Raw genomic sequence first — 26,406 nt, 5'->3', positions numbered from 1 at the left:
TTAGTTTTAGTGAAGATCAAACTTAATAAAATTAAAAGAGCCGTATAGCTTTCAAACTATACGGCTCTTTCGTTATTAAATTTCACTGGTATGCATTAATTACCAACCAGATTTCTGCAATTTTTCAGCAATTTCTTTTGCCTTATCCGTCTTATTCAAAATTGAGTAGATCTGCTTCAAACAATCTAATGTTTGGTGGTAGATGTCCTGGTCATTACCTTCCACCTTACCCCTGGCGTCGTATACCGCAACTGCTTTTTCGTATGGCACCATTGCCTTATTAAATTGTGCATCGCGCTTTGCTTTCAGGTCATCATACTTCTTATTATCTGCGGTAGATGTGCCGGTAATCAGGTTCATCTGCTCATTATATTCATAAGCCAGCTGATAGTAAACGCTACCTAATGCGCTGTTATAACTAGGATTTTCAGGAGCCAACTTTACCGCACGGCTCAGGGAAACATCCGCCTTTGTCATTAACTCAGCTGCATTTGCAGGCTTCTTTTCCTTAGTGTCTTTTGGCGTTGCCAAAGTCTGATACAACACACCCAGGTTGAAGTTGAGATCCGCGTTGTTTGGCTCTTTTGCTACATCATCCTCCATTTTCTTCAAAAGATCAGTAGTCTTACCATTCTTCATCAAGGTATTCATTTCCATGTTCTTGATGTTCGGATCGTCAGGATATGCTGCGCGGGCTTCTGCAGTAGCAGCCAATTCTTCAGCTGCCATCTTATTTGCATTCTCCTTGTCGTACTTCTCGTAAGATTCCAGCAAGATAATGTAGTTGTCCTTGGTCCTGCAGATAGGGTTGGTCTTGATACTGTTGATCATCTTGATCACCTCTTCGCTATTACCCATTGCGTAGGCGCTACGTGCCATCTGCGTCTCAGCGCTTGCCGACATAGTATCCAGTTTCTTAGACACCATACCTTCCATAAATTTATCAAAACGATGACCTCCACCAAGATTATGGATCTTAACGGCATTCTTCATGTACTCAATTGATTCAGCGTACTTCTTATCGTTATAGGCATTGATACCATCATTGAAATACATCATTGCACCAAATAACAGCGCGCCGTTAACGTCTTCCGCTTTGTAATCAGGCTTTAGTTCAGCCAGCTTTATCATTTCCTGAGTTCCCTCTCTGTATGGATTACCCGCTTTGTACTTATCAACCTGCTGCATAGCTACGTATATCACGCCCTTTGCATACAATGTTTTAGGCTTGCCTTTTGTTTCAGGGTTAACAGCAGCTCTATCTATGTCCGCTTTGGCATCATCCCAACTTTTGGTATTATAATTAGTAAGCGCAGAGGTAACATATTTATCCTGTGCTACGCCGGCATATGTAAGCCCTACTGCTGCGACAACTAAAAGTGCTTTTTTCATCTAAGTTTTATGTTAATTGTTACTGATTACTATTATGCTTCAATTTATCCCACTACTTCCGGTCCTGTTTCTGTTCCGGCATCATCACTCTCTCCATCCCCGTTACCGGCACCTTCCGCTTCACCACCTTCTTCTGTGATATCGTCATCATCAGATCCTACAACTGCCTGCTCCTTAATAGATGCTACCGCTGCAATTTTATCTTTTGCGTCGATGTTGATCAACTTCACGCCCTGCGCTGTTCTGCCGGTCTCTCTGATGTTATCTACCTTCATCCTGATAGTTACACCAGACTCACATGTAATGATCAGATCATCACTTTCATCAACAATAAGCAATCCAACCAGCGGACCGGTCTTATCCGTTATGTTCATGGTCTTCACACCCTTACCACCACGATTGGTAACACGGTAAGACAAAGCATATTTCTGCGGATCGCCATTCTCATCATTGATCAGAATGATATTGCTGGCATCTTCTGCCTGCTCTTCGCCTTCTACAGCTTCTATCTCTTCTACTTTCTTAAAGAATGGTGTACGCTTACCCATACCTTTTTCAGAAACTACCATGATCTGTTTGTTCACTTCCTTCTTAGAAACGCAGATCATACCTATCACCTCATCATTGTTCTCATCCAATTCTATGCCAAACACACCAATCGCACCACGGCCGGTAGGTCTAACCTTCTCCTGAGGGAAGCAAACAGCGCGACCAGAGCGGATGGCCATCATCACATAATCACCATCCTGAGTTAATGAAACGTCCAATAATTCATCACCTTCTTCAATGGTTATTGCATTAACACCTGTAGAGCGCGGACGACTGAAATCTTCCAGTCTTGTCTTCTTGATGATACCCTTCTTGGTACACAGTACCAGGAAGTGACTATCAATAAACTCCTTATCTTCAAGTTTAGGAACGTCAATTACGGTACGTATCTTATCATCAGCAGGTATCTGCATCATGTTCTGAATAGCACGTCCTCTGCCGTTCTTATCACCTTCAGGTATCTCATATACCTTCAGCCAGTAGCAACGTCCTTTTTCTGTAAAGAACATTAAAGTATGGTGGGTAGATGCTACGAACAGATGTTCTATATAATCTTCTTCACGTGTTTTGCCACCCATTGCACCACGGCCTCCGCGGCGCTGTGAACGGTATTCATCGGCAGATGTGCGCTTGATATAACCCAGGTGAGAAACAGTGATGATCACATCTTCTTTCTCAATAAGATCTTCAATGCTCATTTCATCGGCCATATAGTGGATCTCGCTCTTACGCTCATCGCCAAATTTCTTCTGTATTTCCAACAGCTCGTCTTTGATGATCTGATAACGCTGATCTACATTATCCAGTATACCCTGCAGATGTGCTATCAGCTTCATCAATTCAGCATGTTCCTCAACGATCTTGTTGATCTCCATCCCTGTCAAACGCTGTAAACGCAGTTCCAGAACGGCTTTAGCCTGAATCTCGGTCATGCCGAACTGAGTGATCAAACCTTCCTTCGCAATATCAGGTGTAGTAGAGTTACGGATCAATGCAATTACTGCATCCAGATGATCCAATGCTATCAGATAACCTTCCAATATGTGAGCGCGCTTCTTAGCTTCTCTCAATTCATACTCCGTTCTACGTACTACTACTTCATGACGGAAAGTGATGAATTCAGAGATCAGATCTTTAAGGTTCAGCGTGCGCGGGCGGCCATTGACCAATGCAACATTGTTGATACCATAAGACTTCTGCAGTTCACTATATTTATATAGCTGGTTGATGATCACCTGTGCAACTGCATCGCGGCGAATTTCGACAACTACACGAGTACCTTCTTTATTAGATTCATTGGCAACGTGCGTAATACCGTCAATGATCTTGCTATTAACGAGATAACCAATTTTCTCAGTAAGTGCATCGCGGTTTACCTGGTAAGGAACTTCTGTAATTACAATTGTTTCCCTGCCATTCTTCTGCGTTTCCACATTTACCTTACCACGCAACACTACCCTGCCGCGACCGGTCATAAAACCTGCCTTTATACCTTCAACACCGAAGATGATACCACCTGTTGGAAAATCAGGTGCTTTCACATACTTCATCAGGTCTTCTATGGTAATATCTCTGTCGTCTATATAAGCTATACAGCCATCAATAACCTCTGTAAGGTTGTGCGGCATCATATTGGTAGCCATACCTACGGCTATACCCGATGAACCGTTGACCAGCAACTGTGGTATGCGTGTAGGCAATACTGTAGGCTCTTCAAGGCTGTCATCAAAGTTCAGGCTGAAGTCAACCGTTTCCTTATCCAGATCTTCCATCATTGCCTCGCCCAGCTTGTGCATACGTACCTCTGTATAACGCATTGCTGCCGGACCATCACCATCGGCCGATCCGAAGTTACCCTGACCGTCTACTACCATGTACCTCATGCTCCATGGCTGGGCCATACGCACAATAGCATCGTAAACGGAAGTATCACCATGCGGGTGATACTTACCCAATACCTCCCCTACTATACGGGCAGATTTCTTATGTGGCTTGTTGAATGTATTTCCTAACTCATGCATTGCGAACAATACCCTGCGGTGAACCGGCTTCAAGCCGTCTCTTACATCGGGGAGCGCACGACCAACAATTACCGACATAGAGTAATCTATATAGGCTGTTTTCATCTGCTCCTCAATATTTACCCGAATGATCTTATCATTCTCTTCAGGCGTTTCTTGCGGCAATAAATTATCGTTATTTTGATCCATAAATCACTCTTAAAAAAGGATGCGCAAATATAACGTTTTCCACACGTATTTACGCCTTAAATATGCCTGTAGGATACGTTAAATAGCCACTTGTTAATAACCCTGTGGATTACTCACCAAAACCGCTCTAAAAAAGGGTTTTAAGCCATGTTATAACAACAAATCATCTGTGTTACAATTAGATTCCCAATGCTATATTGCCTACTATTAAAGACGCATCATCAACATCAAAACTTGGGTAGTGGAGTAAAAAAAGTATTCAATGGTTACTTGCTATCTTCGCGATGGCAAATATCCGCTGAAAACGTATCGACCCAATGACACTTTTTATTAAAAATATGGTCTGTAACCGCTGCAAAACCGCAGTAAAAAATGAATTGGACAAATTGGGCCTTCATGCTGGCAATATTGCCCTTGGAGAGGTTGAATTGACCGAGAAAGAATTGTCACCACAAATGTCAATACTGGTTGCAGAAGCACTCAAAGCCAATGGATTCGAACTGATAGACGACAGAAAAAGCCGCATCATTGAAAAGATAAAGACCGTGATAGTACAGTTGATTCACCACACCGGTGAGATCGCGAAACAAAAGATGAGTGATGTTATTTCCAAAGAACTACACTACGACTACCCCTACCTCAGCAATCTCTTTTCAGAAATAGAAGGCATCACTATTGAACAGTACGTTATTCAGCAAAAGGTAGAACGTATAAAGGAGCTGATCGTTTATGATGAACTTACCCTAAGCGCCATTGCCGACCAGATGGGCTATAGTAGCGTAGCGCACTTATCAGCCCAGTTCAAAAAGATAACTGGTTTACCACCTAGTCATTTTAAGAATAAGGGAGTCAATCAGAGAAAGGGGTTGGATGAGGTAGGAAGGTAAAATACTAAATCATAGTCATTGGCGTTAAATTACAATGCGCCACTTACTTCTGTTCCTGACTATTGGTTACCTGTCATGCTCCTCTTGCACTTACCGCATGCACGATAACAAAGCCCGCATAGCTTTCGAAAGAGCAAATATACCCATCACTTTCAAAGACTTTACCACATCAGGCCGTACCATTCACTATGCAGAGGTGAATACCGGCCGCACAAACAAGCCTACCCTATTCTTCATACATGGCTCCCCTGCCAGCTGGCATTGTTATGATAACTACATGCAGGATACAGACCTGGTAAAGAAGTTCCGCATTATCAGCATTGACAGACCAGGCTTTGGGTTTAGTAATTTTGGTGAGGCTACAACTGTAACTGAACAAGCAGCTTTAGTTGGCACCTTAGTAGCTTCATTACAGAATGGCCAACCGTTTTATGTTATAGGGCATAGCCTTGGTGGACCGGTAGCCGTTAAAGTGGCCGCAGCACACCCTACCGAAGTAAACGGATTGGTTATTTTAGCGGGTGCAGTATCGCCCGGTGGCGAACATGAAGAGATGTGGCGCAGGCTACTGATGCCTGTGAGCTTCGCAATGCCCACTGCATTACAAACCTGCAACAGGGAAATATGGTGGTTTAAAAAGGATGTACAAACCATTCCCGCCGATCTTCATGCCATAAAATGTCCGGTATTCATCTTCCAGGGTCTTTCCGACAACATGGTACCGCCAAAAAATGGTTATTTCGCCCAACAAAACCTCACGTCTGCTTCATCAGTAAAATTACACGTTTACGAAGGTGTGCATCATGATATTCCATGGACTAGATTTGAGGATATTAAGGGTACGCTGAGGGAGTTAAAATAGCATAGATATTCTACTTCCAAATATCAACTGTTCTTATTGCTTTTCCTTTCCCAGCATTCAACTGCTCTATGCTTTTTTTCAAATTGCTCCTATTTGCTTCTGTTGAAAGCAAATATTCGGTTTCTTCAATTTTACATTTCTTTTTTAACTCCCGCTTCTTTATTTGTTTACTCATAACACACATGTAAAGTACAAAATCTGTTTAATCATCCAAATCTTCTGTCACCGGCTTACCAACAATGATCGTGTCTATATCTAAACTCAGGTTCAATTTAGACAACCTATTTATAGTCTCTGCATCAAAGTGCACGCCTGCACTACCGCTTACAAACTGTCGTCGACAGATCGATATGTGTGCCGTTGAGCACTGTGTCAATTTCAAAACACCTTCGGTATCCGTTTCCAGCTCCGTGAGCAATAGTTTCAATTTAGCCTCCATATCATAGGCGTTACTTATCGCAGATTCATATGATACACTTGTAAATATGTAATTTGAATCACCGGTTTGCTTTTTATCACCTTTCGACCAACCTTTGAGCGGTGATAAACTCAAACACTTGGCCAGGTCATCAAACTTCTTTTTTTCAGAGACCGCAGTAAGCGAAATAGCATTTGAAGATTCTACCCAAACGTACTCCACAGCTATTTCAGGCTTCCTGGTCAAATTGACTTGTAAAAAAAATCCTTCCCTGAACTTCAGGTATACTGCAGCCAATCCGTTTGGCAGATCTGTATCAATGCGTTCTACTTTAGGTAATCCATTTACTAATTCCAGTTCATTATTTTCCAGATATAACCTGGTCATTTCAAAAGTTGGGTCTAAAGCTTCCTGAATGGCAATTTCAATATATTGTTGAATGTCTGAATTTTCATTGTGCATGGCATAAATGTAGCGGATTGCCAACAATACAGCAAACTCCAAAAGATTCTATAAATCATTTCCAAAATTGTGTAACCTATTATTGCACAATCATGCAGACCTTTACATCAGCAAGCAATGAAAACAATAAAGAAAGCATTTCCGGTTACTGGTATGACCTGCGCATCATGTGCCCGCACAGTGGAGAACACACTTAAAGGTCAAAGAGGTGTAAAGTCTGCAGCAGTCAATTATGCTAACGCATCAGCACTAATGGAGTATGATCCTAAGGAAACAAATCTGCCTCATATCCAGAGTACTGTAAACAGCATTGGTTATGGGATCATTACAGACGATGCTGTCTCTGCCGAAGACATTGAGATATTGAATCTTAAGGCATATCGCCGCCTTGTCACTAATACTACACTGGCTATTATATTATCAGTGCCACTGGTTGTTTTAGCTATGGCCGGTATGCACATACCCTATGTCAATTTTATTATGTGGGGATTGTCTACACCGGTAATTGTCATTTTTGGCAAACGCTTTTTTGTCGGTGCGTGGAAGCAGGCATCCCACTTCTCCGCCAATATGGATACGCTTGTTGCCCTCAGTACAGGCATCGCGTATATATTCAGTGTTTGCAATACTCTTTATCCACAATACTGGACCAACAAAGGTTTGGAAGCACCCGTATACTTCGAAGCTTCTGCTGTGGTCATCTCATTCATCCTTTTAGGTAAAATGCTGGAGGATAGGGCTAAGACCAATACATCATCCGCCATAAAAAAACTGATGGGATTACAGGCGAGGTCTGTATTCAGAATTCGACCCGATGGAGAGGAAGAAATTGCCTTGATGGCAGATGTGAAAGTGGATGACATATTGGTGGCAAAACCCGGAGACAAAATAGCCGTTGACGGAATTGTTATAAAAGGAAGTTCTTATGTCGACGAGAGTATGATCTCTGGCGAACCGATAGCAGTTGCCAAAAGAGAAGGATCTAAAGTATTTGCCGGCACCATCAATCAAAAAGGCAGCTTCAGGTTTGTAGCCGAAAAAGTGGGTGCAGACACATTACTCTCTCAAATAATAAAGAAAGTACAGGAAGCACAGGGAAGCAAAGCTCCGGTGCAGAAAATGGCTGACAAGATCGCCGGCATATTTGTGCCTGTTGTATTGCTGTTGGCCATTGCCACATTTATATTGTGGGTAACGCTTGGTGGTGAGCAAGGCACTACACATGGTATTCTCTCAGTTGTAACGATACTTATTATTGCCTGCCCGTGCGCACTGGGCCTGGCTACGCCAACAGCAATTATCACTGGTGTTGGCAAGGGCGCGGAAAATGGAATATTGGTGAAGGATGCCGAGAGCCTGGAGACATTGCATAAGATAACTGCAATAGTGTTTGATAAGACCGGCACTATTACAGAGGGTATGCCAGAGGTCGTAGACATTGCATGGGATGCAGATACAAACAAAGAACTGCTTTCATCGATCTTACTAAGTATGGAGCTGCAGTCGGAACACCCGTTGGCAGGTGCGGTGACCTCATTTTTCAAAGAGCTGGCAATAAAGCCGGTAGATATCAAATCGTTCAGCAGTATAACAGGCAGCGGTGTTACTGCTTTATATGAGCGCAACATTTACTTTGCAGGTAGCATGAAAATGCTGGAATCAATGAACATAAAAATTCCGGAGAGCTTACAGACCAAAGCAATTGAATGGGCCGGGCAATCTAATACGGTAATATGGCTGTCAGATCAGTTTAGGGCAGTAGCAGCCATCGCCGTGGCAGATAAGATCAAATTATCATCGCACGCGGCTGTGCAGGAGTTGCAGCAAAGAGGAATAGAAGTATACATGCTTACCGGCGACAACGAACGCACCGCTTATACAATTGCAGCTGAAGCAGGCATCACCCAATACAAAGCCGAAGCCTCTCCCAACGACAAGTCGGAATTTATAAAAGCGATACAAGCACGTGGAAAGATCGTAGCTATGGTAGGTGATGGCATAAATGACAGCCAGGCATTAGCGCAAGCCGATGTTAGCATTGCCATGGGTAGAGGAACAGATATTGCTATGGACGTTGCCAAGATCACGCTGATGTCTTCTGACTTAAAACTGATCCCAAAGGCAATGTCGTTATCCAAACTTACGGTGAAAACGATCAAGCAAAATCTGTTCTGGGCATTTATCTATAATATCATTGCCATACCACTGGCTGCCGGCGCTTTATATCCTATCAACGGATTTTTGTTGAACCCTATGATAGCCGGTGCAGCAATGGCATTAAGCTCAGTGTCTGTAGTAAGTAACAGCCTGAGACTTAAGTGGAGTAAATTGTAGAAATATTACAGTTGTGACCACTATCATGATCGCTTAACATTTTATTGACAATACATCTTTTATCTTTGTTATAATAATGAAACGCTTTTTAGTAACCATATTATCCATCCTGTACATGGCCAGCGCCATGGGTGCAACTGTAGAGATACATTATTGCATGGGGAAGAATATGGGTGCTAACTTCGTTCATAAGGAAGATGACAAGTGCCGTAAGTGTGGTATGCATAAAAGCAAGACCAATGGCTGTTGCAAAGATGAACACAAGACTTTTAAAACATCTGATCACCATCAGGTAAAGGCTAGTTTTGACCTTGCGCATGTAGAGTCAACTACTCCCCCTGCCGTAGTGTACCAAAGCTACCCGTCATCTATTTACAAGGGCTTAAGCTATGTATCTTTAAGGCCACATGCACCACCCGATCTCTATTTGGGTTGCCCACTCTACCTACAAGTAAGGAACATTCGTATTTGATATTTTTTTCTCCCTCTATATCACTGCATTCTGCGGTGGGTAAGGCGTGCTTTGTGCAGTCTTATAATTTCAAGGCACTTAATTTAATAGCTTCATTAAGGGTATTACACCTGAGGCTCTACCGTTTTAATTTCAAACTAAAAAAAACTTCAAAATGAAAAATATCAAATCAATAGCTACCGCTTTGCTTATGTTCGCAGGTATTACTGCATCTTATGCTGCTTCTAAAACTGAAACAATAAAAGTATCGGGCAACTGCAGCAACTGCGAAAAGACAATAGAGAAAGCTGCAAAGGGAGCAGGTGCTGATAAGGCTAAGTGGGACGAGGATACAAAAGTATTGACCGTTACCTACGATGACCAGAAAACATCGAACGACGCTATACAGAAAAAAGTAGCTGCAAGTGGCTATGATACAGAGAAGTACGTTGGCGATGAAAAAGCTTATAATGCTTTGCACTCTTGCTGCCAGTACGACAACAAGAAAAAGGCTAAGTAGTTGACGGTGGTGAGATAAAACTCACCACCTGCTTTCAATTTCATATAAAACATACAACAATGAAAAAGATAATTATTATCATAGCTATGCTATGGTGCATGCCGGCCATTGCCCAGATAAAATCGGCCAATCTTACTGCCAGCGGCCTTACATGCAGCATGTGCAGCAAAGCTATTTTTAAGGCACTTCAGAAAGTCCCGTTTATAAAGACGGTAGACGCAGATGTTGAAAAATCGAGCTACGCCATCGTCTTTAAGGAAGGCGAACAAATAGTAATTGACGATGTAAAAAAGGCAGTGCAGGATGCAGGCTTTTCAGTGGCTTCCATGCAGGTAACCGCTTCGTTCGACAATATGGAAGTATACAATGATGCCCATGTAAAGGTGGGCGGCAGTACACTACATTTTCTCAATGTACCTAAGCAGATACTCAACGGAGAAAAGACTTTTACCATTGTAGACAAAAACTATCTATCCATTAGTGAGCGCAAGAAGTACAAAAAGTTCACGAAAATGGAATGTTTTGAAACCGGCATGATGGGTAGTTGCTGCCCCGGAGGAAAATCCGCCGCAAACAGGGTATACCATGTTACGATATAAGATCGGTGGATTACTCGTGGCAATTTCCATTGCCATTAATGTCAACGCTCAGGAACTGTTTGTTTTCTCGGAGCCCGCCAGCAATATGCCTGCAAAATCAATGGGCATAAGGCTCAGCAACTGGATGATGGACGAATCAGCAACTGCCCGCATCAACTATCACTTTATTCCCGAAGTTATGGTTGGCGTGAATAACAGGCTAATGTTACATGCAGAAGTTTTTTTCAGTAATCGCGAAAAAGGATTATCCGCTGAGGGTATAGGTGTTTATGCCAAATACCGTTTTTACAGTAGGGATGATGTTTACAGGCATTTCAGGATGGCTGCATTTGCCAGAGCCAGTACTAATAATGGGGATATTCATCAGGATGAAATAGTAACTAACGGCCATAATACAGGCTATCAATTGGGCTTGATCGGCACCCAATTGCTGCATAAGCTTGCACTATCCGGCACAGTGTATTTTGAGCAAGCGTACAACAACTACAAGGGCAATGAACTGCCGGTAACTATGGGCAATAAAGCTGTCAATTACTGTTTTTCCGCAGGTAGGTTGTTACTCCCTAAAAAGTATAAAGGCTACAATCAGGTGAACATGAATCTGATGGTGGAAGTGATAGGACAAACACAACCACAAAACGGTAAGCAGTATGTAGATTTTGCTCCGTCACTACAGTTCATTTTTAAGAGCCAGACAAGAGTTGATATTGCTTTTAGAAAGGAGCTGTATAGCAATATGCTACGAAGTGCACCAAATGGAGTGCTACTGAGAGTAGAGCATCTACTTTTCAATGTCCTTTAAGCAAATAAATGCCGACCAAGCGGTCGGCATTTCAATTTATATCTAATACTACACATCCAAAGGTGTACCGCCACCAGAGAGAGGAAAATTATGATTGATCTCCTCTTTAAATTCCTCTTCCTCAATCTCATCTTCTGCCTCAGTATCGGGGTTATCAGTATCAACAACATCATCGTCATCATCTGATGTGATATCTTCCGGCACCTCATATGAGCTACCTTCCGTCTTGCCCTTCTCATCAGTACCGTCTATCGTCTTACGATAGTTACTGAATTGTTCTGCTTCGTTATTACCAATATTTACTGACATATCTTTCGGTTTATCGGGCGAGACAATCTCACCTATTCACTTCATTGCAGGAAAACTATGCCATCAGCGGCAAATTCAATTAGGTATATGTTGCCCACAATGTTTAAATTTGCATCACAATGGATAAGACAGCAAAGAGGCCGTTATTACCTGCATTTTTCGGAATGAAATGCCCCAACTGCAGGACGGGGTTTGTATTTCAAAACAAGAGCGTGTTCCCGCTGGGAAAAACAGTAGCTCTAAAAGACAGCTGCAATGTTTGCGGTCAGAAACTCACCTCTGAAAAAAATAATGGTGCGGGAATGAATTACGCCCTTACGGTTGTAATATTCATGCTCAACCTGCTATGGTTCTGTCCTCTATACCTTGCCCTGAAAGAAAACCCCAATGAAAGTTGGTATGAGAACAATAGTGTTTTCTGGTATCTTGGATCTAGTATAACCGTGGTAATACTACTCCAACCCTGGTTAATGCGCCTTTCAAGAATGACCTATTTGTACATGTATTTTGTTTCAGGCGCAAAGTAATATTGTCCGTTGGTCATTGGCCCTTTACCTATTCAATCGTTACATTCACCGATAAACGTTTCCCCACATTTCTTGGGCATGGTATTTTTGTATTACTACATACAAAACTAAGGAATCATGGAACAGAGGAAACTTAACAACAGCAACAACAACATATTTACTTCAGCATTTACAGGCGTCATCTTGCTCATTATATCAATTGCGGTAAGCATATTTGCCACTAAGGTGGGCCATGCTAAAGATGTACCTTACATAATACTATCTGTAACCACCGGCATAACTGCAATAACACTATTGAGCTATGCGGTAAAGAAAGACAATGAACGCCAGCAGTTAGATACTGATTTCCAATAGTTTTTCGGAATAAGATTCTCTCTTTCTTCTAAACTTATATAAAATAATACAGATCAATTTCAATAAAAAATGGGATTCATGTGTTTACACGTGAATCCCATTTTTAATGTTATGCCCGACTGTCTATTAGGCCAAAGCCGGCTCTGAATAATGAGCAGAACTCAATTCTATATTTGCAATTTCAGCAGCTTCAATTGGCGCGAAACTTGATAAGTGTTCTCCTGCACCTTTTCGTACGGCAGTAGTGTGCTCAAAATGGGCAGACATTTTCGCATCATCTGTAACTACAGTCCAACCGTCTTTAAGTGTATGAACATTTCTCGTACCCAGGTTAATCATTGGTTCAATCGCAATAACCATACCATCTCTTAATTTCTTACCATCACCCTTACGGCCAAAATTAGGTACCTGAGGATCTTCGTGTAACTTCCTGCCCACACCGTGCCCTACAAGTTCTCTTACTACACCGTACCCATGCTCACCATTGGTATAGCTTTCTACGGCATAAGAAATATCACCAACCCGGTTACCATCGCACGCCTGTCTCACACCACGATAAACAGACTCTTTAGTAACACGCAGTAACTTCAAAGTATCAGGATGTACATCGCCGATAGCAAAAGTATAGGCGGAATCACCATGGTAGTTATTCATAAACACGCCACAGTCTACTGATATGATATCACCGTCTTTTAAAATGTGCGCACCGGGAAATCCGTGTACAACCACTTCATTGACGGATATACATAAAGAAAAAGGAAAACCATGGTAACCTTTGAATGAAGGAACGCCACCATTATCACGTATAAATGTCTCCGCCATCTTATCGATAGACAATGTTGTAATACCAGGCTTCAATATCTTCGCAACCTCAGTTAAGGTAGCGGAAACCATCAAAGCACTTTTACGTATTGTCTCGATCTCCTCGTGCGTCCTTATATATATCATTAAATTAAAATATAAAGTATCAAAAAAAATCTGCTATGGCACCATCAGCGCCATAGCAGATAAAATATTATTAAGCAGAAATACCCTTAGCCGATGAAGGCGCAGAAGTAGTACCTGCGGTATTGCGACCTGTGATGCGGCCAGTCTTCATCAAACCATCGTAATGGTTCATTAGAAGATAGCTTTCAACCTGCTGCAATGTATCAAGGATAACACCAACACCGATCAACATGGAAGTACCACCGAAGAAGTAAGAGAAACCACTTGTTACACCAACCAATGAAGCGATACCTGGAAGGATACCTGCAAGAGCAAGGAATACTGCACCCGGAAGTGTAATACGGTCCATGATAGTTGCGATGTAGTTAGCAGTATCGTCACCAGGCTTAACACCAGGTATGAAGCTGTTATTACGTTTCAGGTTATCAGCCATTTCAGTTGGGTTGAAGATCAACGCAGTATAGAAATAAGTGAACGCAATTACCATGATAGCATAGATCAGATTGTACCACAATGAATGATTGTCAGACAATGCGTTGATGAAACCAGCTGCACCATCGCTTGTTGCATACCCTCTGAAAATCGTAGGGATAAACATCATAGCCTGAGCAAAGATAATAGGCATAACACCCGCAGAGTTAACTTTCAATGGTATGAAGTCACGGTTACCGCTAACTTCTTTAGCCTGATTTGTGCTGCCAATTATACGACGTGCGTAGTTCAGAGGTATTTTACGAACACCCTGCGTTAAAAGGATAAGACCAATAACAACAGCAATGAACATAGCTACTTCGATCAAAAGGATCAGCAAACCACCCGCACCTGCACCACTCGCTGTTTTATCAACGAATTCCTGCCAAACTGCACCAGGGAAACGAGCAAGGATACCCACCATGATGATAAGGGATGTACCATTACCAATACCACGATCTGTGATCTTTTCACCCATCCACATTACGAATAATGTACCTGCAGTAAGAATTACTACAGTTGACAACCAAAAAACGAATGCCGAATAATTCTGAGCTACTGCACCTGCATAAGGCTGTGTATTGAGCAAATAGGTAACGTAAGCACTAGCCTGTAAAGCTGTAACACCCACAGTAAGGTAACGTGTATACTGATTGATCTTACGACGACCACTATCTTCGCGTTGCATCTTAGCTACCTGAGGTATAACAATACCGGCAAGCTGCATAAAGATAGACGCAGAGATATAAGGCATAACACCCAACGCAAAAATGGACGCCCTGTTGAAGGCACCACCTGCAAACATATTTAATATACCCAAAAGACCACCGCCGCTATTGCTTGAGTCATCGATCATATTGGGGTTAATACCTGGCAGTGTGATCAAACAACCAACGCGGTATACCAATATTAAAAGGATGGTATAAACTATGCGTTTACGTAGTTCGTCAATACTCCAGATATTTTTGAGCTTATCTATAAATTTCTTCACAGGAAGTGTTGTTAATCTAAAAATGAAATGCGAATAAACGAAAAAAGGCGCATTTTTCCAAAAAAATGCGCCCTTTCTATATATTTTTTATATAAGCTCAACTGTGGCGCCAGCTGCTGCCAGGGCTTCTTTAGCCTTTGCGCTTATCTTGTTTACTTTGAAAGAAATAGTAGACTTTACTTCTCCGTTTCCAAGTATCTTGATAAGGTCTGTACGGTTGATCAAACCATTGATGTACAGAACTTCTGGAGAGAACTCAGGAAGGTTATACTTTTCAATAAAGAAATCAAGCTGACCAAGGTTGAACACCTTGTATTCAACGCGGAATGGATTGATGAAACCACGCTTAGGCATACGACGCTGGATTGGCATCTGACCACCTTCGTGACCAGTTTTAGCCTGATAGCCGGTACGAGCCTGCTGACCCTTGTTACCCTTGGTAGATGTACCACCATGACCGCTACCTTCACCACGACCAATACGTTTTGTCTTTTTTGTAGAGCCAGCTGCTGGCTTTAAATTATGCAGTTGCATTATTTACGATTTTTAAACTTGCGCGGAATGTAAAACCGCTCGCAAATCAATTAAAAAATAGTTCGACAAGCTCACTACTTAAAGGAGCTATATTAATTTACTTAACTTCTTCTACCTTAACCAGGTGATGTACAGCCTTAACCATACCAAGGATCTGAGGTGTTGCTTCCACTTCTACAGAGTAAAACATCTTCTTCAGACCTAAAGCTACAAGCGTGCGCTTCTGGCGAGCCATGCGATCGATACCGCTTCTAACCTGTGTTATCTTAATCTTTGACATAAAAATTCTATTCTAATAGTAAATGTTCAAAATTCAGTTGGAAAGTAAAATACTATCCGTTAAATACCTTCTTCAGGCTGATGTTACGTTGCTTAGCTACTGCAATTGGCTCACGAAGCATACCCAATGCGATAAAAGTAGCTTTTACAACGTTGTGAGGATTAGCAGAACCTAATGACTTAGAAAGGATATCGGTAATACCTGCAGCTTCAAGAACAGCACGCATGCTACCTCCGGCGATAACACCGGTACCATGTGCAGCTGGCTTTATCAAAACCTTTGCAGCACCTTCTTTAGCAAACTGCTCGTGAGGAATAGTACCGTGCATAACCGGAACCTTGATCAGATTCTTCTTAGCATCGTCGATACCCTTAGTGATAGCTTCCTGAACTTCTTTTGCTTTACCAAGACCATGACCTACTACGCCATTGCCATTACCCACAACCACAAGAGCTGAAAAGCTGAATGCACGACCACCCTTAGTAGTCTTAACCACACGGTTGATAGACACTACCTTTTCAGTCAATTCGAGGTCTCCCCCTTTAATGCGATTTAATGTTGCTTTCATATTATTTGTAAAATTAGCTGATTAGCTAATTTGCTAATTTGCTGATTAATAATTTATTTAGAATTTAAGACCACCTTCACGTGCACCATCTGCAACAGACTTAACACGGCCGTGATACAAATAACCACCACGATCGAATACGCATGCAGTAAGACCAAGAGCCAAAGCTTTTTGAGCTACGATCTTGCCTACCATTGCAGATTTTTCAACCTTAGTGCCCTTGATAGCAGCTATGTCCTTCATACGGGAATTTGCTGATACCAGTGTTGTACCGGTCTTATCATCTATCAACTGAGCGTAAATATCACTGTTACTACGAAATACAGAAAGCCTTGGCATCTGTGCTGTACCAGAAACTCTGGCACGAATACGCCAGCGAAGTTTCTGACGGCGGACTACTTTTGCATCTAAAGACATAATATCTAGTTTTTACGGGCTCACCTTTATGGGTGGCTGCCGGAATTTGATTAAGTTATATTGTTTATTAAGTGAAACTTCAATAAGATAAACAAGTTGTGTGTACAACTTGTTTATCTTATTGATGATGCACCAATTATTTACCAGCTGATTTACCTGCTTTGCGGCGTACAATTTCATCTGAGTAACGCACACCTTTACCCTTGTATGGTTCAGGCTTACGAAGACTACGAAGCTTTGCAGCTACCTGGCCAAGCAATTGCTTATCAATTGATTCAAGTATGATCCTTGGATTCTGACCTTTTTCAGCTATAGCGTTTGCTTTAACTTCAATCGGAAGATCCATGATGATGTTGTGAGAAAATCCAAGTGCAAGATCTATCTGCTGGCCATTAACGGCAGCACGATAACCTACACCGACCAATTCAAGTTCTCTTTTGAAACCAGTAGTAACACCAGTTACCATGTTAGCAACCAAAGAACGGTACAAACCATGCAATGCACGGTGGCGGATCTGATCTGTAGGACGCTCAACTACCAGCTGGCCTTCTTCTACTTTGATAGAAATATCGCGATCGATCGCTTGTACTAACTGACCCTTAGGGCCTTTAACTGTCAACTCGTTTGCAGCATTAACCGAAACTGTGACACCGTTTGTAAGAACTACAGGTTTTTTACCTATACGAGACATAAAAAAAAATTGTAAAAATTAAAAAACTAAAGTGTAAGCCGTGTTCAGTCACCGTATAGAGAACTTAATATTATCAGCTGCACTCTTTCTATAAAAAATATTTGTAGCCGGCTAACCAGCTACAAATAAGCAAATACTAGTAAATATTGCACATTACTTCTCCACCTACATTCTGGCTACGTGCTTCTTTATCTGTCATTACACCCTTAGATGTAGAGATGATAGAGATACCCAAACCATTCAATACACGACGGATATCAGCTGGCTTAGAATACTGGCGAAGACCTGGACGGCTAACGCGCTCTAAAGACTTAATAGCTGGCTCCTTAGTGATCGGATCGTACTTCAACGCTATTTTGATAAGACCTTGTTTGCTATCTGCTTCAAACTTGTACTTCAGGATATAACCTTTGTCATAAAGTATTTCAGCGATACGCTTTTTAACGTTAGAGGCCGGTATCTCAACGATACGATGACGAGCCATTTGTGCGTTACGGATACGGGTCAATAAATCTGCTATTGGATCTGTTACCATTTTTATTTTTTAGGTTTTGTAAAACAATTGTTACGGGTTTCAGGAGTTTCTATCCTGACCTTGAAACTTTTTCCTTTTTCTGCCTTTGCAGAATAGGGGTTTACCAGCTCGCTTTTCTTACTCCTGGTATTTTACCGTCAAGCGCCATGTCGCGGAAAGCATTACGGCAGATGCCGAAATATCTCATATAACCACGAGGACGGCCGGTGATCTGACACCTGTTCTTCAAGCGTACAGCAGATGAATTTCTTGGAAGTGCATCCAAACCTTCATAATCTCCTGCGGCCTTAAGTGCAGCACGCTTAGAAGCGTACTTAACTACCATTTTCTCGCGTTTGCGTTGACGGGCTTTTACTGATTCTCTAGCCATTTTTCTGTTATCTTATTCCCCGGTTTTATCCGTGAAAATGTTCTTAAATATATTTGATAGATCAAGTAAAAACCGGACGTATTTTCATACCCCGGTCTCCAAAAGTACTAGCCTGTTTTTTCCATGTTTTTGAATGGCATACCCATCAATCTGAGCAACTCGTATGCTTCTTCATTAGTAGCAGCTGTAGTAACAAAAGTTATGTCCATACCGCTGATGCGAGGCAATTTGTCGATGTTGATCTCAGGATAGATGATCTGCTCTGTAATACCCATTGTATAGTTACCACGGCCATCAAATGATTTCTCATTGATACCCTTGAAATCACGTACACGTGGGAGAGATACAGATATAAAACGATCCAGGAATTCGAACATGTTAACATTACGCAACGTAACACGGCAGCCGATAGGCATGTTCTTACGAAGCTTAAAGTTAGAGATGTCTTTCTTAGACATAGTAGGAATTGACTTCTGACCAGTGATCATTGACATTTCGTTTACTGCATCATCGATCATTTTCTTGTCAGAAACAGAACCCTTTACACCCTGATTAAGACAGATCTTAACCAAACGTGGGCATTGCATTACTGTTTTGTACCCGAATTTCTTCATCATTCCGGGAACCACTTCATCCCTGTACTTCTTAAGTAAACGAGGGGAATATTTTGTTGTGTTTTCCATTACTTGATTACCTCCCCTGATTTTTTAGAAATACGAGAAAAACCGGTTTCAGTACGAGTACGTGATACACGTGTTCCACCTTTTGACTTCGCATCCCACAGCATTACATTAGAGATAGCGAAAGGAGCTTCCTCCTTTATAATACCACCCTGAGGATTTTGCGCATTAGGCTTCAAATGCTTGGTGATCATATTAACACCTTCAACCACTATGCGGCCTTCAGCGATAATAACACTAAGCACCTTACGTGGTGTGGTGCGATCCTTATCGTCACCAGCAATAACTACCACGTTATCGCCCTTCTTGATATTAAACTTTGGTTTGAATCTCTGTTTCACGATTACTATGAATTAACGTTATACTTTACCCCGTTTTTCGTAACGGGCTGCAAAGGTACAACAAATTTTACAATACTTCTGGTGCGAGGGAAACTATTTTCATATAACCCTTGTCACGCAATTCACGGGCTACCGGTCCAAAGATACGGGTACCGCGCGGATCATCAGAGTTGTTGAGCAACACCACTGCGTTGTCATCGAAACTGATATAAGAACCATCCCTGCGGCGAAGTTTCTTCTTGGTACGAACGATAACTGCTTTTGACACAGTACCCTTCTTCATACCACCACCTGGGATAGCATCCTTAACAGTAACAACGATCTTATCGCCTATACCTGCATAGTCTTGACCCGAATTGCCCAACACACGAATGCAAAGTACTTCTTTGGCACCGCTGTTGTCGGCTACATTGAGCCGGGATTCTTGTTGTATCATTCTAAAAAGTTACTTAGCTTTTTCAATAATTTCTACCAGGCGCCAGCGTTTAGTCTTACTAAGCGGACGCGTTTCCATAATGCGAACTACATCGCCAATTCCTGCAGAATTGCTTTCATCATGAGCGTGGAAGCTCGATGATTTCTTAAGGAATTTACCGTATAAAGGGTGTTTAACTTTACGTTCTACAGTAATGGTGATGGTCTTCTCCATCTTATCACTGCTAACTACCCCGATACGGGTTTTCCTGCTTTTTCTTTCAATTGCCATAACGGACATCAATATATTTATTAGGAACCTAGTTCTCTTTTACGATTCTCAGTTTTCAGGCGTGCTATCTGACGACGCATTTGCTTAATAACGAGTGGATTCTCAATTGGATTAACCGCATGACTAAACTTTGTCTTTTTCAGACGCAATTCTTCTTCGCTGATCTTTGAAGCTAGTCCTGCATTATCCAGCGAGCGGTAATCATCAACCTTCGCTTTTTTGTCTTTTGCCATTTTATTTTTTATTAGTAGTTAGTAATCAGTCACAGACTTTTCACTTACTGTTTTTATTATTGAGATAGTTATTGCAGTCTTAACGACTATCTAACTACATTTCTCCTCCCGGTATTATTCGCCTGCGTAATCGTGACGAACAACAAACTTAGTTCTGATAGGAAGCTTCTGTGCGGCAAGCAACATAGCTTCACGTGCCAGTTCTTCAGGGATACCATCCATTTCGAACATGATCAGACCTGGCTTAACAACTGCAGCCCAAAACTCCAGGCTACCTTTACCCTTACCCATACGAACCTCTGCAGGCTTGCGGGTAATTGGTTTGTCAGGGAATATACGGATCCACACATTACCTTCACGCTTCATGTGGCGGGTCATTGCCTGACGGGCTGCCTCAATCTGGCGGTTTGTGATCCACTTAGGTTCCATGGCTTTAAGACCAAACGAACCAAAGGCAATCATTGCACCACGCTGTGCGTTTCCCTTTATCCTGCCTTTATGGGCTTTACGGTGTTTTACTTTTTTCGGCTGTAACATTGTTACAAAATTATAAGAGTATGCTAAATATTATGAATTTATCTTGTCCTTCCGCTTGGGTAAGGCTATCTTAGCGACGGCCGCCTGCTGCACCACCACGGTTACCACCGCCTGCTGCGCCTCCACGGTTGCCACCGCCACCGGTACCACCGCGACGATCACCACCCTGTCCACCACCACGGCGATCTCCGCCACGGTCATTACCACCACCTCTGCGATCGTTGCCACCACGCTCACCACGTGATCCTTCTACTCCTGCAAAACCTGGCTGACGGTTGTTACCGCGACTATCTGAGTTAGCAGAGAAGTTAGGGTTCAATTCAACTTCGCCCAAAACTTCACCCTTACAGATCCAGATCTTCAATCCGATCTTACCATATACGGTCATAGCATATACAGAAGCATAGTCTATTTCCATACGGAAAGTATGTAGTGGTGTACGTCCTTGTTTGAATTCTTCAGAACGTGCTATTTCAGAACCGTTAAGACGACCGCTTGCTTTGATCTTGATACCTTCGGCCCCCATTCTCATTGCAGTTGATATTGCCATCTTAATTGCGCGCTTGTAGCTAACACGGCCTTCAATCTGACGGGCGATAGTGTCACCAACGATCATCGCATCCAACTCAGGGCGGCGAATTTCCATGATGTTTATCTGAACGTCATCCTTTTTAGTAAGGTTCTTAAGTTCTTCCTTGATACGGTCAACTTCAGTTCCACCCTTGCCTATGATAATACCAGGCTTAGACGTGTGGATGGTCACGATCAACTTACCTAATGTGCGCTCTATAACTATACGTGAAATACCACCTTTGTTGATACGCGCCGCCAAGTAAGTGCGGATTTTGTGATCTTCTACCAGTTTCTGGCCGAAGTCCTTTTTTTCTCCATACCACATTGAATCCCATCCGCGGATGATGCCCAACCTGTTACCTATAGGATTACATTTTTGACCCATTGTACTATTATTGAGTTATATTATTTAATGTTTAAGCTTCAGTTGTTTGTACCTGCGGAATACGACTATCTACTATGATAGTGATATGATTGCTGCGCTTACGAACACGGTATGCACGGCCTTGTGGCGCAGGGCGCATCCTCTTCAGAACACGGCCACCATCTACAAATATTGTTTTTACAAACAGACTTGCATCAATCAGATCCACACCTTCGTTCTTTACTCTCCAGTTTGCGATCGCACTCAACAGCAATTTTTCCATTGCTACTGAAGGATGTTTTGTGCTGAATTTCAAAGTATTCAGTGCTTGTTCTACGTCTGTCCCACGGATCAAATCTGCCAAAAGGCGCATTTTGCGGGGAGAGGTAGGATAATTTCGTAAGCGAGCTACAGCTTCCATTATTTTTGATTTTTGATCTCAGACACAGATATCTCGCTGTGCCAAATCGCTATTATTACTATTGTTTCTCTTTTATATTATATCAGGCTACCGGTATTACCCTTCTGCCATCAACTTACTTACTGTTTGCTTCCGCTATGTCCCCTGAAGTTACGGGTAGGTGCAAACTCACCCAACTTATGGCCAACCATATACTCAGTAACATATACCGGTATAAACTTGTTACCATTGTGAACTGCGAAAGTAAGTCCTACGAAATCCGGGGTGATAGTGCTACGGCGACTCCAGGTTTTTACAACACCCTTCTTCACTTTACCATCATTTACTGCGGATACCTTACGTCCCAGTTTTGCATCTACATAAGGTCCTTTGCTTATTGAACGAGCCATTTTTATTGACTATTTTTTTGTTTATGTTCGGGGTACTACCCCATTTAACTTATTATCAGACTAGAGCTTCTTACCGTTCTTGCGTTGGATGATCAGCTTATTAGTTGACTTGGTACGGCTTCTTGTCTTTTCACCCTTAGCATACTTACCAGTACGGCTACGTGGATGACCACCTGAAGACCTACCTTCACCACCACCCATCGGGTGATCTACCGGGTTCATCGCAACACCACGGTTACGTGGCTTGATACCCTTCCAACGGTTACGACCTGCTTTACCCATTGACTGGAGCGCGTGATCGCTGTTAGATACGATACCTACAGTTGCCATACATGTGCTCAATACTTTACGAAGCTCACCACTTGGCATTTTCAGTACGCAATACTTTTCTTCCTTAGCGCTAAGCTGGGCATATGTACCTGCAGAACGTGCAAGTGCACCACCCTTACCTGGCTGCAACTCAATGTTGTGGATAACAGTACCCAAAGGCATATTCTTCAACAACAATGCATTACCTACTTCAGGAGCAACCGCCGGACCACTTAATACAGAAGAACCAACTTCCAAGCCCTGTGGAGCGATGATGTAACGCTTTTCACCATCTATATAATGTAACAATGCGATGAAAGCTGTACGGTTTGGATCATACTCTATTGACTTAACAGTAGCCTTGATCTCACTCTTGTTACGTTTGAAATCTACCAAACGATACATGATCTTGTTACCGCCACCTATGTAGCGCATTGCACGGCGACCCTGAAAGTTACGACCACCTGTACCATGCTGGTGCTCCAGAAGGCTTTTCTCAGGCACGTTAGTGGTAATTTCCGCGTATGCGTTACCTATTCTCCAGCGTGTTCCGGCTGTAACCGGTTTGTATTTACGTAATGCCATTTTTACTTTTATTAACTGATGCGATAATTTGCTAACTAACTAGCCTATCCACATCGTATTATTTGTTTGTTAGTTTACTTATACCATCTACAGGTTTCCCTGTCGACTATCTACTATCCCTGGGCGAAAAGATCAATTGATTCTCCTTCTGCAAGAGAAACTACTGCCTTCTTGTATGAAGATTTTCTTCCCTGAAGAAAACCTGCCTTAGTATAGCGCGTCTTATTTTTCGCAGGAACTACGATAGTGTTTACTTCGCTTACTTTGACGTTGTAAAACTCTTCAACAGCTTTTTTGATCTCGATCTTATTAGCTGCATGTCCTACTACAAATGTGTAGCGGCCGCTTTTTTCCATCTGGCGATTTACCTTTTCGGTAATTACCGGCCGTACCAACACTTCTGAAAGTTTCATCGTATTTATTTTTAAGAGTCCGTTCGTTACAAACAAACTGATTATTATTTTATTTTACTCTGGTATTATCAGCAATTAAGCTTCTTCTACAACAGCCATTTCTTCGGTAAACATCTTAGCTACTGATTCAGTAAATACGATCACGTTTGTGTGAGTGATATCGTAAGTGTTCAGATCGCTAAGCATTACTGTCTTTGTGTTTGGCACGTTACGGCTGCTCAGGTAGATGTTGCTGTCAAATTCAGGTACAACCATCATTGACTTGCGGTTATCACCACGAAGGGCATCCAGTATCTCGGTGTAAGCCTTAGTCTTAGGAGCTTCCATTTTCAGGTCCTCTACTACTACTATCTGGTTAGCACGAGCTTTGTAAGTCAATGCACTCACCTTTGCCAGATCCTTAACCTTACGGTTAAGTTTGAAGCCGTACATGTGCGGAACTGGACCATTAACGGCACCACCACCCTTGTACAAAGGATTACGGATATTACCCTTACGGCTACCACCTGTTCCTTTCTGCTTGTGCAATTTCTTTGAAGAACCCTTTACCTCAGCACGGGTCTTTGATTTGTGCGTACCTTGACGCTGAGCAGCCAGATATTGCTTTACCGCTAGGTAGATACAATGATCATTTGGCTCAATGTTGAAGATATCATCAGGAAGTTCTACTGAACGGCCTGTCTTTGCACCTTTACTATTTAAAACGTCAACTTGCATGACTAAAATTAATTCTGAATTAAAACAATAGATCCGTTATGACCCGGAACCGAACCGCTGATTAAGATGTAGTTTTTCTCAGGGAATATTTTCACTACACGAAGTGCCTTGATCTTCACCTGGTCTGTACCCATACGGCCTGCCATGCGCATACCTTTGAATACTCGGCTTGGATAAGATGAACCACCGATAGATCCCGGAGCACGTGAACGGTCATGCTGGCCATGGGTTGCTTCACCCACACCGCTAAAGCCGTGACGCTTAACTACACCCTGGAAGCCTTTACCCTTTGTAGTTCCTACTACGCTTACTTTTTCACCTTCAGTGAAAATCTCGCAGGTAATGCTTTCGCCCAGTTGTTTATCTATAGAGCAATTGCGAAGTTCTTTTACTACACGTTTTGGAGTCGTGCTCGCCTTAGCGAAGTGATTTACGAGAGCTGCAGTAGTGTTCTTTACTTTAGCCTCTCCGAATGCGATTTGGAGCGCATCGTAACCGTCGGTATCAACGGTCTTCTTTTGAGTAACCACACAAGGCCCAGCTTCGATGATGGTACAAGCGGTCTGCTTGCCATTCGGCTCGAAAATACTGGTCATGCCAATTTTTTTACCAATAATACCTTTCATTATTATTATTATTTGAGCTAAGCGCCCGGAGCCGTAAAATTGTGTGGGCCGGGATTAACTTTGTTTCAATTTATTAAAGAACTATCCTTCGATTACCAAATTAGCTGATCAGCCAATTAACAATCATTCATTATGCTTTGATCTCAACCTCAACACCGCTTGGCAGGTCGAGCTTTGATAGTGCATCTACGGTACGTGAAGAAGACGTGTAGATATCCAATAGGCGCTTGTGAGTGCACAACTGGAACTGCTCACGTGATTTCTTGTTTACGTGCGGTGAACGCAATACGGTAAAGATCTTCTTTTCTGTAGGCAATGGAATGGGGCCTGTTACAACCGCTCCTGTATTACGAACAGTCTTCACGATCTTATCAGCTGATTTATCAACCAGGTTGTGATCGTAAGATTTTAGCTTTATTCTGATTCGCTGTGACATACTGTTTGTTATATTCTACCCTAAAAATTTGGGACTGCAAAGGTAATGAAGTGTTTTGAATAGACAAACTTTTTTAAAAGAAATTTTATTTTATTACTCATTTCTTTTTACTTATCTTGTCAATCCCCCGAGCACTTGATTTATTTTCGGACTGCAAAAGTAACACTTTTTCTTAATAATTGATAAAATATTTTCATCAAAAAATAATATTTACTAACACCGTCTTTATCAGGTAACAATGGAAATAAAATCACAAGCAATAACGATGGATTTACTTTGTAAATAGTATTGATTATCAATATTTTATCAAATTTAAGAGCCCATTTTTCGGTTGTTGATCAAAGCTGCAAAGTGAATAAAAATCACTCTTTATCAACTAAAATATTCAATATTTATCCGGCCATTTTACCCCCACCCTCTCTATCGGCTGAATCTAAATGCATTTACATCGCGCATAATCTATGAAGAAACCGGCATTCTTACAGTAGTCAGGATGCAAAAAAATAATTTTGAAAAAATTTCAAAATCAACAAAAAAAAAGAGGTCTGATTCTTTTTTCATGAACCAGACCTAATTTTAGAACAACCTTACTTTT

General features: G+C 42.0%; 37 protein-coding genes. 9 read left to right on the top strand and 28 right to left on the bottom strand.

What is annotated here, in order from left to right:
- Positions 1-99: 99 nt before the first annotated feature.
- Together CJD36_RS15090 and gyrA are read right to left on the bottom strand one after the other, a co-directional pair.
- A complete protein-coding gene (locus CJD36_RS15090) occupies positions 100-1,392 on the bottom strand; it encodes a tetratricopeptide repeat protein (RefSeq protein ID WP_105040030.1) in 1,293 nt (430 codons plus the stop codon).
- 44 nt (positions 1,393-1,436) lie between these two features.
- Positions 1,437-4,151 carry a DNA gyrase subunit A gene (gyrA, locus tag CJD36_RS15085; protein ID WP_105040029.1) on the bottom strand — a complete coding sequence of 905 codons (2,715 nt, stop codon included), beginning with the start codon at positions 4,149-4,151 and terminating at the stop codon, positions 1,437-1,439.
- Positions 4,152-4,489: 338 nt separating this feature from the next.
- On the opposite strand from gyrA, the gene CJD36_RS15080 reads away from it, so the two are divergent.
- Both CJD36_RS15080 and CJD36_RS15075 read left to right on the top strand, forming a co-directional pair.
- Complete coding sequence (locus CJD36_RS15080; RefSeq protein WP_240609363.1) at positions 4,490-5,038, top strand: helix-turn-helix domain-containing protein; 549 nt, start codon at positions 4,490-4,492, stop codon at positions 5,036-5,038.
- A 34-nt stretch (positions 5,039-5,072) separates the two neighbouring features.
- Entirely contained in the window at positions 5,073-5,900 is an 828-nt protein-coding gene (locus CJD36_RS15075) for an alpha/beta fold hydrolase (protein ID WP_105040027.1), read from the top strand.
- A gap of 10 nt (positions 5,901-5,910) precedes the next feature.
- Here the strand turns inward: CJD36_RS15075 and CJD36_RS23265 are convergent, their stop codons facing one another.
- Positions 5,911-6,075 (bottom strand): type II toxin-antitoxin system Phd/YefM family antitoxin, encoded by a 165-nt coding sequence (locus tag CJD36_RS23265; protein ID WP_161499325.1) that lies wholly within the window; start codon positions 6,073-6,075, stop codon positions 5,911-5,913.
- 27 nt (positions 6,076-6,102) lie between these two features.
- The gene (locus CJD36_RS15070) at positions 6,103-6,780 is read right to left on the bottom strand and encodes a DUF4279 domain-containing protein (RefSeq protein ID WP_133162658.1); all 678 of its coding nucleotides are present in this window, start codon (positions 6,778-6,780) and stop codon (positions 6,103-6,105) included.
- A gap of 117 nt (positions 6,781-6,897) precedes the next feature.
- Here CJD36_RS15070 and CJD36_RS15065 point away from each other — a divergent pair, with 117 nt between their 5' ends.
- The 5 genes from CJD36_RS15065 (at position 6,898) to CJD36_RS15045 (ending at position 11,486) form a co-directional block, all read left to right on the top strand.
- Positions 6,898-9,114, top strand: a complete 2,217-nt coding sequence (locus CJD36_RS15065; RefSeq protein ID WP_105040025.1) for a heavy metal translocating P-type ATPase — start codon at positions 6,898-6,900, stop codon at positions 9,112-9,114.
- Between the two features lie 76 nt (positions 9,115-9,190).
- On the top strand, positions 9,191-9,586 hold the full coding sequence (locus CJD36_RS15060; protein WP_105040024.1) for an HYC_CC_PP family protein: 396 nt from the start codon (positions 9,191-9,193) through the stop codon (positions 9,584-9,586).
- A 154-nt stretch (positions 9,587-9,740) separates the two neighbouring features.
- Positions 9,741-10,085 (top strand): heavy-metal-associated domain-containing protein, encoded by a 345-nt coding sequence (locus CJD36_RS15055; RefSeq protein WP_105040023.1) that lies wholly within the window; start codon positions 9,741-9,743, stop codon positions 10,083-10,085.
- Between the two features lie 59 nt (positions 10,086-10,144).
- The gene (locus CJD36_RS15050; RefSeq protein WP_105040022.1) at positions 10,145-10,684 is read left to right on the top strand and encodes a heavy-metal-associated domain-containing protein; all 540 of its coding nucleotides are present in this window, start codon (positions 10,145-10,147) and stop codon (positions 10,682-10,684) included.
- Positions 10,671-11,486 (top strand): hypothetical protein, encoded by an 816-nt coding sequence (locus CJD36_RS15045; protein WP_105040021.1) that lies wholly within the window; start codon positions 10,671-10,673, stop codon positions 11,484-11,486. Before CJD36_RS15050 ends, CJD36_RS15045 begins: the two co-directional genes overlap by 14 nt.
- Before the next feature lie 48 nt (positions 11,487-11,534).
- Here the strand turns inward: CJD36_RS15045 and CJD36_RS15040 are convergent, their stop codons facing one another.
- Entirely contained in the window at positions 11,535-11,795 is a 261-nt protein-coding gene (locus CJD36_RS15040) for a hypothetical protein (protein WP_105040020.1), read from the bottom strand.
- 119 nt (positions 11,796-11,914) lie between these two features.
- On the opposite strand from CJD36_RS15040, the gene CJD36_RS15035 reads away from it, so the two are divergent.
- Together CJD36_RS15035 and CJD36_RS15030 are read left to right on the top strand one after the other, a co-directional pair.
- The gene (locus CJD36_RS15035; RefSeq protein ID WP_105040019.1) at positions 11,915-12,322 is read left to right on the top strand and encodes a hypothetical protein; all 408 of its coding nucleotides are present in this window, start codon (positions 11,915-11,917) and stop codon (positions 12,320-12,322) included.
- 117 nt (positions 12,323-12,439) lie between these two features.
- Positions 12,440-12,676, top strand: a complete 237-nt coding sequence (locus tag CJD36_RS15030; protein WP_105040018.1) for a hypothetical protein — start codon at positions 12,440-12,442, stop codon at positions 12,674-12,676.
- Positions 12,677-12,802: 126 nt separating this feature from the next.
- Here CJD36_RS15030 and map read toward each other — a convergent pair whose 3' ends face one another.
- The 23 genes from map to rpsJ form a co-directional block, all read right to left on the bottom strand.
- Entirely contained in the window at positions 12,803-13,624 is an 822-nt protein-coding gene (gene map, locus CJD36_RS15025) for a type I methionyl aminopeptidase (RefSeq protein WP_105040017.1), read from the bottom strand.
- Between the two features lie 70 nt (positions 13,625-13,694).
- Positions 13,695-15,086, bottom strand: a complete 1,392-nt coding sequence (gene secY / locus CJD36_RS15020; protein ID WP_105040016.1) for a preprotein translocase subunit SecY — start codon at positions 15,084-15,086, stop codon at positions 13,695-13,697.
- Between the two features lie 87 nt (positions 15,087-15,173).
- A complete protein-coding gene (gene rplO / locus CJD36_RS15015) occupies positions 15,174-15,620 on the bottom strand; it encodes a 50S ribosomal protein L15 (RefSeq protein ID WP_105040015.1) in 447 nt (148 codons plus the stop codon).
- A 97-nt stretch (positions 15,621-15,717) separates the two neighbouring features.
- A complete protein-coding gene (gene rpmD, locus CJD36_RS15010; protein ID WP_105040014.1) occupies positions 15,718-15,900 on the bottom strand; it encodes a 50S ribosomal protein L30 in 183 nt (60 codons plus the stop codon).
- A 52-nt stretch (positions 15,901-15,952) separates the two neighbouring features.
- Positions 15,953-16,468 carry a 30S ribosomal protein S5 gene (gene rpsE / locus CJD36_RS15005; RefSeq protein ID WP_105040013.1) on the bottom strand — a complete coding sequence of 172 codons (516 nt, stop codon included), beginning with the start codon at positions 16,466-16,468 and terminating at the stop codon, positions 15,953-15,955.
- Positions 16,469-16,525: 57 nt separating this feature from the next.
- On the bottom strand, positions 16,526-16,885 hold the full coding sequence (gene rplR / locus CJD36_RS15000) for a 50S ribosomal protein L18 (protein WP_105040012.1): 360 nt from the start codon (positions 16,883-16,885) through the stop codon (positions 16,526-16,528).
- A gap of 136 nt (positions 16,886-17,021) precedes the next feature.
- Positions 17,022-17,576 (bottom strand): 50S ribosomal protein L6, encoded by a 555-nt coding sequence (gene rplF / locus CJD36_RS14995; protein WP_105040011.1) that lies wholly within the window; start codon positions 17,574-17,576, stop codon positions 17,022-17,024.
- A 136-nt stretch (positions 17,577-17,712) separates the two neighbouring features.
- A complete protein-coding gene (rpsH, locus tag CJD36_RS14990) occupies positions 17,713-18,111 on the bottom strand; it encodes a 30S ribosomal protein S8 (RefSeq protein ID WP_105040010.1) in 399 nt (132 codons plus the stop codon).
- A 100-nt stretch (positions 18,112-18,211) separates the two neighbouring features.
- Positions 18,212-18,481, bottom strand: coding sequence for a 30S ribosomal protein S14 (gene rpsN / locus CJD36_RS14985; RefSeq protein WP_105040009.1), 270 nt, complete (start codon positions 18,479-18,481; stop codon positions 18,212-18,214).
- A 107-nt stretch (positions 18,482-18,588) separates the two neighbouring features.
- The gene (gene rplE, locus CJD36_RS14980) at positions 18,589-19,164 is read right to left on the bottom strand and encodes a 50S ribosomal protein L5 (RefSeq protein ID WP_105040008.1); all 576 of its coding nucleotides are present in this window, start codon (positions 19,162-19,164) and stop codon (positions 18,589-18,591) included.
- Positions 19,164-19,502, bottom strand: a complete 339-nt coding sequence (rplX, locus tag CJD36_RS14975) for a 50S ribosomal protein L24 (protein WP_105040007.1) — start codon at positions 19,500-19,502, stop codon at positions 19,164-19,166. The genes rplE and rplX overlap by 1 nt, the downstream gene beginning before the upstream one ends.
- 67 nt (positions 19,503-19,569) lie before the next feature.
- Positions 19,570-19,938, bottom strand: coding sequence for a 50S ribosomal protein L14 (rplN, locus tag CJD36_RS14970; RefSeq protein ID WP_105040006.1), 369 nt, complete (start codon positions 19,936-19,938; stop codon positions 19,570-19,572).
- A 9-nt stretch (positions 19,939-19,947) separates the two neighbouring features.
- A complete protein-coding gene (gene rpsQ, locus CJD36_RS14965; protein WP_205685621.1) occupies positions 19,948-20,217 on the bottom strand; it encodes a 30S ribosomal protein S17 in 270 nt (89 codons plus the stop codon).
- Positions 20,218-20,228: 11 nt separating this feature from the next.
- Positions 20,229-20,441: a 50S ribosomal protein L29 gene (rpmC, locus tag CJD36_RS14960; protein ID WP_105040005.1), complete on the bottom strand. Its 213-nt coding sequence runs from the start codon at positions 20,439-20,441 to the stop codon at positions 20,229-20,231.
- Between the two features lie 114 nt (positions 20,442-20,555).
- Positions 20,556-20,978 (bottom strand): 50S ribosomal protein L16, encoded by a 423-nt coding sequence (gene rplP, locus CJD36_RS14955; RefSeq protein WP_105040004.1) that lies wholly within the window; start codon positions 20,976-20,978, stop codon positions 20,556-20,558.
- A gap of 70 nt (positions 20,979-21,048) precedes the next feature.
- Positions 21,049-21,936 carry a 30S ribosomal protein S3 gene (gene rpsC / locus CJD36_RS14950; RefSeq protein ID WP_105040003.1) on the bottom strand — a complete coding sequence of 296 codons (888 nt, stop codon included), beginning with the start codon at positions 21,934-21,936 and terminating at the stop codon, positions 21,049-21,051.
- Between the two features lie 31 nt (positions 21,937-21,967).
- Entirely contained in the window at positions 21,968-22,336 is a 369-nt protein-coding gene (gene rplV, locus CJD36_RS14945; protein WP_105040002.1) for a 50S ribosomal protein L22, read from the bottom strand.
- Between the two features lie 119 nt (positions 22,337-22,455).
- The gene (gene rpsS / locus CJD36_RS14940) at positions 22,456-22,725 is read right to left on the bottom strand and encodes a 30S ribosomal protein S19 (RefSeq protein WP_105040001.1); all 270 of its coding nucleotides are present in this window, start codon (positions 22,723-22,725) and stop codon (positions 22,456-22,458) included.
- Between the two features lie 60 nt (positions 22,726-22,785).
- Positions 22,786-23,619, bottom strand: coding sequence for a 50S ribosomal protein L2 (rplB, locus tag CJD36_RS14935; protein ID WP_105040000.1), 834 nt, complete (start codon positions 23,617-23,619; stop codon positions 22,786-22,788).
- Positions 23,620-23,732: 113 nt separating this feature from the next.
- Complete coding sequence (rplW, locus tag CJD36_RS14930) at positions 23,733-24,032, bottom strand: 50S ribosomal protein L23 (RefSeq protein WP_105039999.1); 300 nt, start codon at positions 24,030-24,032, stop codon at positions 23,733-23,735.
- Positions 24,033-24,107: 75 nt separating this feature from the next.
- Positions 24,108-24,749 (bottom strand): 50S ribosomal protein L4, encoded by a 642-nt coding sequence (rplD, locus tag CJD36_RS14925; protein ID WP_105039998.1) that lies wholly within the window; start codon positions 24,747-24,749, stop codon positions 24,108-24,110.
- Positions 24,750-24,757: 8 nt separating this feature from the next.
- Positions 24,758-25,375, bottom strand: a complete 618-nt coding sequence (gene rplC / locus CJD36_RS14920; protein WP_105039997.1) for a 50S ribosomal protein L3 — start codon at positions 25,373-25,375, stop codon at positions 24,758-24,760.
- A gap of 130 nt (positions 25,376-25,505) precedes the next feature.
- Complete coding sequence (gene rpsJ / locus CJD36_RS14915; protein ID WP_105039996.1) at positions 25,506-25,811, bottom strand: 30S ribosomal protein S10; 306 nt, start codon at positions 25,809-25,811, stop codon at positions 25,506-25,508.
- Positions 25,812-26,406 lie beyond the last annotated feature (595 nt).

It is taken from the genome of Flavipsychrobacter stenotrophus, from assembly GCF_002954265.1.
Taxonomy (GTDB): domain Bacteria; phylum Bacteroidota; class Bacteroidia; order Chitinophagales; family Chitinophagaceae; genus Flavipsychrobacter; species Flavipsychrobacter stenotrophus.
The sequence above is the reverse complement of the archived record's forward strand: the minus strand, read 5'-3'. Positions and strand labels throughout refer to the sequence as shown.

Bases quoted from the DNA above. Each gene is read 5' to 3' on its own strand.
- CJD36_RS15055 (WP_105040023.1), top strand. From the start codon at position 9,741: ATGAAAAATATCAAATCAATAGCTACCGCTTTGCTTATGTTCGCAGGT.
- CJD36_RS15090 (WP_105040030.1), bottom strand. From the start codon at position 1,392: ATGAAAAAAGCACTTTTAGTTGTCGCAGCAGTAGGGCTTACATATGCC.
- rpsC (WP_105040003.1), bottom strand. From the start codon at position 21,936: ATGGGTCAAAAATGTAATCCTATAGGTAACAGGTTGGGCATCATCCGC.
- rpmC (WP_105040005.1), bottom strand. From the start codon at position 20,441: ATGGCAAAAGACAAAAAAGCGAAGGTTGATGATTACCGCTCGCTGGAT.
- CJD36_RS15080 (WP_240609363.1), top strand. From the start codon at position 4,490: ATGGTCTGTAACCGCTGCAAAACCGCAGTAAAAAATGAATTGGACAAA.
- rplC (WP_105039997.1), bottom strand. From the start codon at position 25,375: ATGAAAGGTATTATTGGTAAAAAAATTGGCATGACCAGTATTTTCGAG.
- CJD36_RS15050 (WP_105040022.1), top strand. From the start codon at position 10,145: ATGAAAAAGATAATTATTATCATAGCTATGCTATGGTGCATGCCGGCC.
- CJD36_RS15040 (WP_105040020.1), bottom strand. From the start codon at position 11,795: ATGTCAGTAAATATTGGTAATAACGAAGCAGAACAATTCAGTAACTAT.
- rpsN (WP_105040009.1), bottom strand. From the start codon at position 18,481: ATGGCTAGAGAATCAGTAAAAGCCCGTCAACGCAAACGCGAGAAAATG.
- CJD36_RS15065 (WP_105040025.1), top strand. From the start codon at position 6,898: ATGAAAACAATAAAGAAAGCATTTCCGGTTACTGGTATGACCTGCGCA.
- rpsJ (WP_105039996.1), bottom strand. From the start codon at position 25,811: ATGTCACAGCGAATCAGAATAAAGCTAAAATCTTACGATCACAACCTG.
- rpsS (WP_105040001.1), bottom strand. From the start codon at position 22,725: ATGGCTCGTTCAATAAGCAAAGGACCTTATGTAGATGCAAAACTGGGA.
- CJD36_RS15045 (WP_105040021.1), top strand. From the start codon at position 10,671: ATGTTACGATATAAGATCGGTGGATTACTCGTGGCAATTTCCATTGCC.
- rpsH (WP_105040010.1), bottom strand. From the start codon at position 18,111: ATGGTAACAGATCCAATAGCAGATTTATTGACCCGTATCCGTAACGCA.
- rplD (WP_105039998.1), bottom strand. From the start codon at position 24,749: ATGCAAGTTGACGTTTTAAATAGTAAAGGTGCAAAGACAGGCCGTTCA.
- rpsQ (WP_205685621.1), bottom strand. From the start codon at position 20,217: ATGTCCGTTATGGCAATTGAAAGAAAAAGCAGGAAAACCCGTATCGGG.
- rpsE (WP_105040013.1), bottom strand. From the start codon at position 16,468: ATGAAAGCAACATTAAATCGCATTAAAGGGGGAGACCTCGAATTGACT.
- CJD36_RS15060 (WP_105040024.1), top strand. From the start codon at position 9,191: ATGAAACGCTTTTTAGTAACCATATTATCCATCCTGTACATGGCCAGC.
- gyrA (WP_105040029.1), bottom strand. From the start codon at position 4,151: ATGGATCAAAATAACGATAATTTATTGCCGCAAGAAACGCCTGAAGAG.
- CJD36_RS23265 (WP_161499325.1), bottom strand. From the start codon at position 6,075: ATGAGTAAACAAATAAAGAAGCGGGAGTTAAAAAAGAAATGTAAAATT.
- rplB (WP_105040000.1), bottom strand. From the start codon at position 23,619: ATGGCATTACGTAAATACAAACCGGTTACAGCCGGAACACGCTGGAGA.
- rpmD (WP_105040014.1), bottom strand. From the start codon at position 15,900: ATGTCAAAGATTAAGATAACACAGGTTAGAAGCGGTATCGATCGCATG.
- rplR (WP_105040012.1), bottom strand. From the start codon at position 16,885: ATGTCTTTAGATGCAAAAGTAGTCCGCCGTCAGAAACTTCGCTGGCGT.
- rplW (WP_105039999.1), bottom strand. From the start codon at position 24,032: ATGAAACTTTCAGAAGTGTTGGTACGGCCGGTAATTACCGAAAAGGTA.
- CJD36_RS15030 (WP_105040018.1), top strand. From the start codon at position 12,440: ATGGAACAGAGGAAACTTAACAACAGCAACAACAACATATTTACTTCA.
- rplF (WP_105040011.1), bottom strand. From the start codon at position 17,576: ATGTCTCGTATAGGTAAAAAACCTGTAGTTCTTACAAACGGTGTCACA.
- CJD36_RS15075 (WP_105040027.1), top strand. From the start codon at position 5,073: ATGCGCCACTTACTTCTGTTCCTGACTATTGGTTACCTGTCATGCTCC.
- rplE (WP_105040008.1), bottom strand. From the start codon at position 19,164: ATGGAAAACACAACAAAATATTCCCCTCGTTTACTTAAGAAGTACAGG.
- rplP (WP_105040004.1), bottom strand. From the start codon at position 20,978: ATGTTACAGCCGAAAAAAGTAAAACACCGTAAAGCCCATAAAGGCAGG.
- rplV (WP_105040002.1), bottom strand. From the start codon at position 22,336: ATGGAAGCTGTAGCTCGCTTACGAAATTATCCTACCTCTCCCCGCAAA.
- CJD36_RS15070 (WP_133162658.1), bottom strand. From the start codon at position 6,780: ATGCACAATGAAAATTCAGACATTCAACAATATATTGAAATTGCCATT.
- CJD36_RS15035 (WP_105040019.1), top strand. From the start codon at position 11,915: ATGGATAAGACAGCAAAGAGGCCGTTATTACCTGCATTTTTCGGAATG.
- map (WP_105040017.1), bottom strand. From the start codon at position 13,624: ATGATATATATAAGGACGCACGAGGAGATCGAGACAATACGTAAAAGT.
- rplO (WP_105040015.1), bottom strand. From the start codon at position 15,620: ATGCAACTGCATAATTTAAAGCCAGCAGCTGGCTCTACAAAAAAGACA.
- rplN (WP_105040006.1), bottom strand. From the start codon at position 19,938: ATGATACAACAAGAATCCCGGCTCAATGTAGCCGACAACAGCGGTGCC.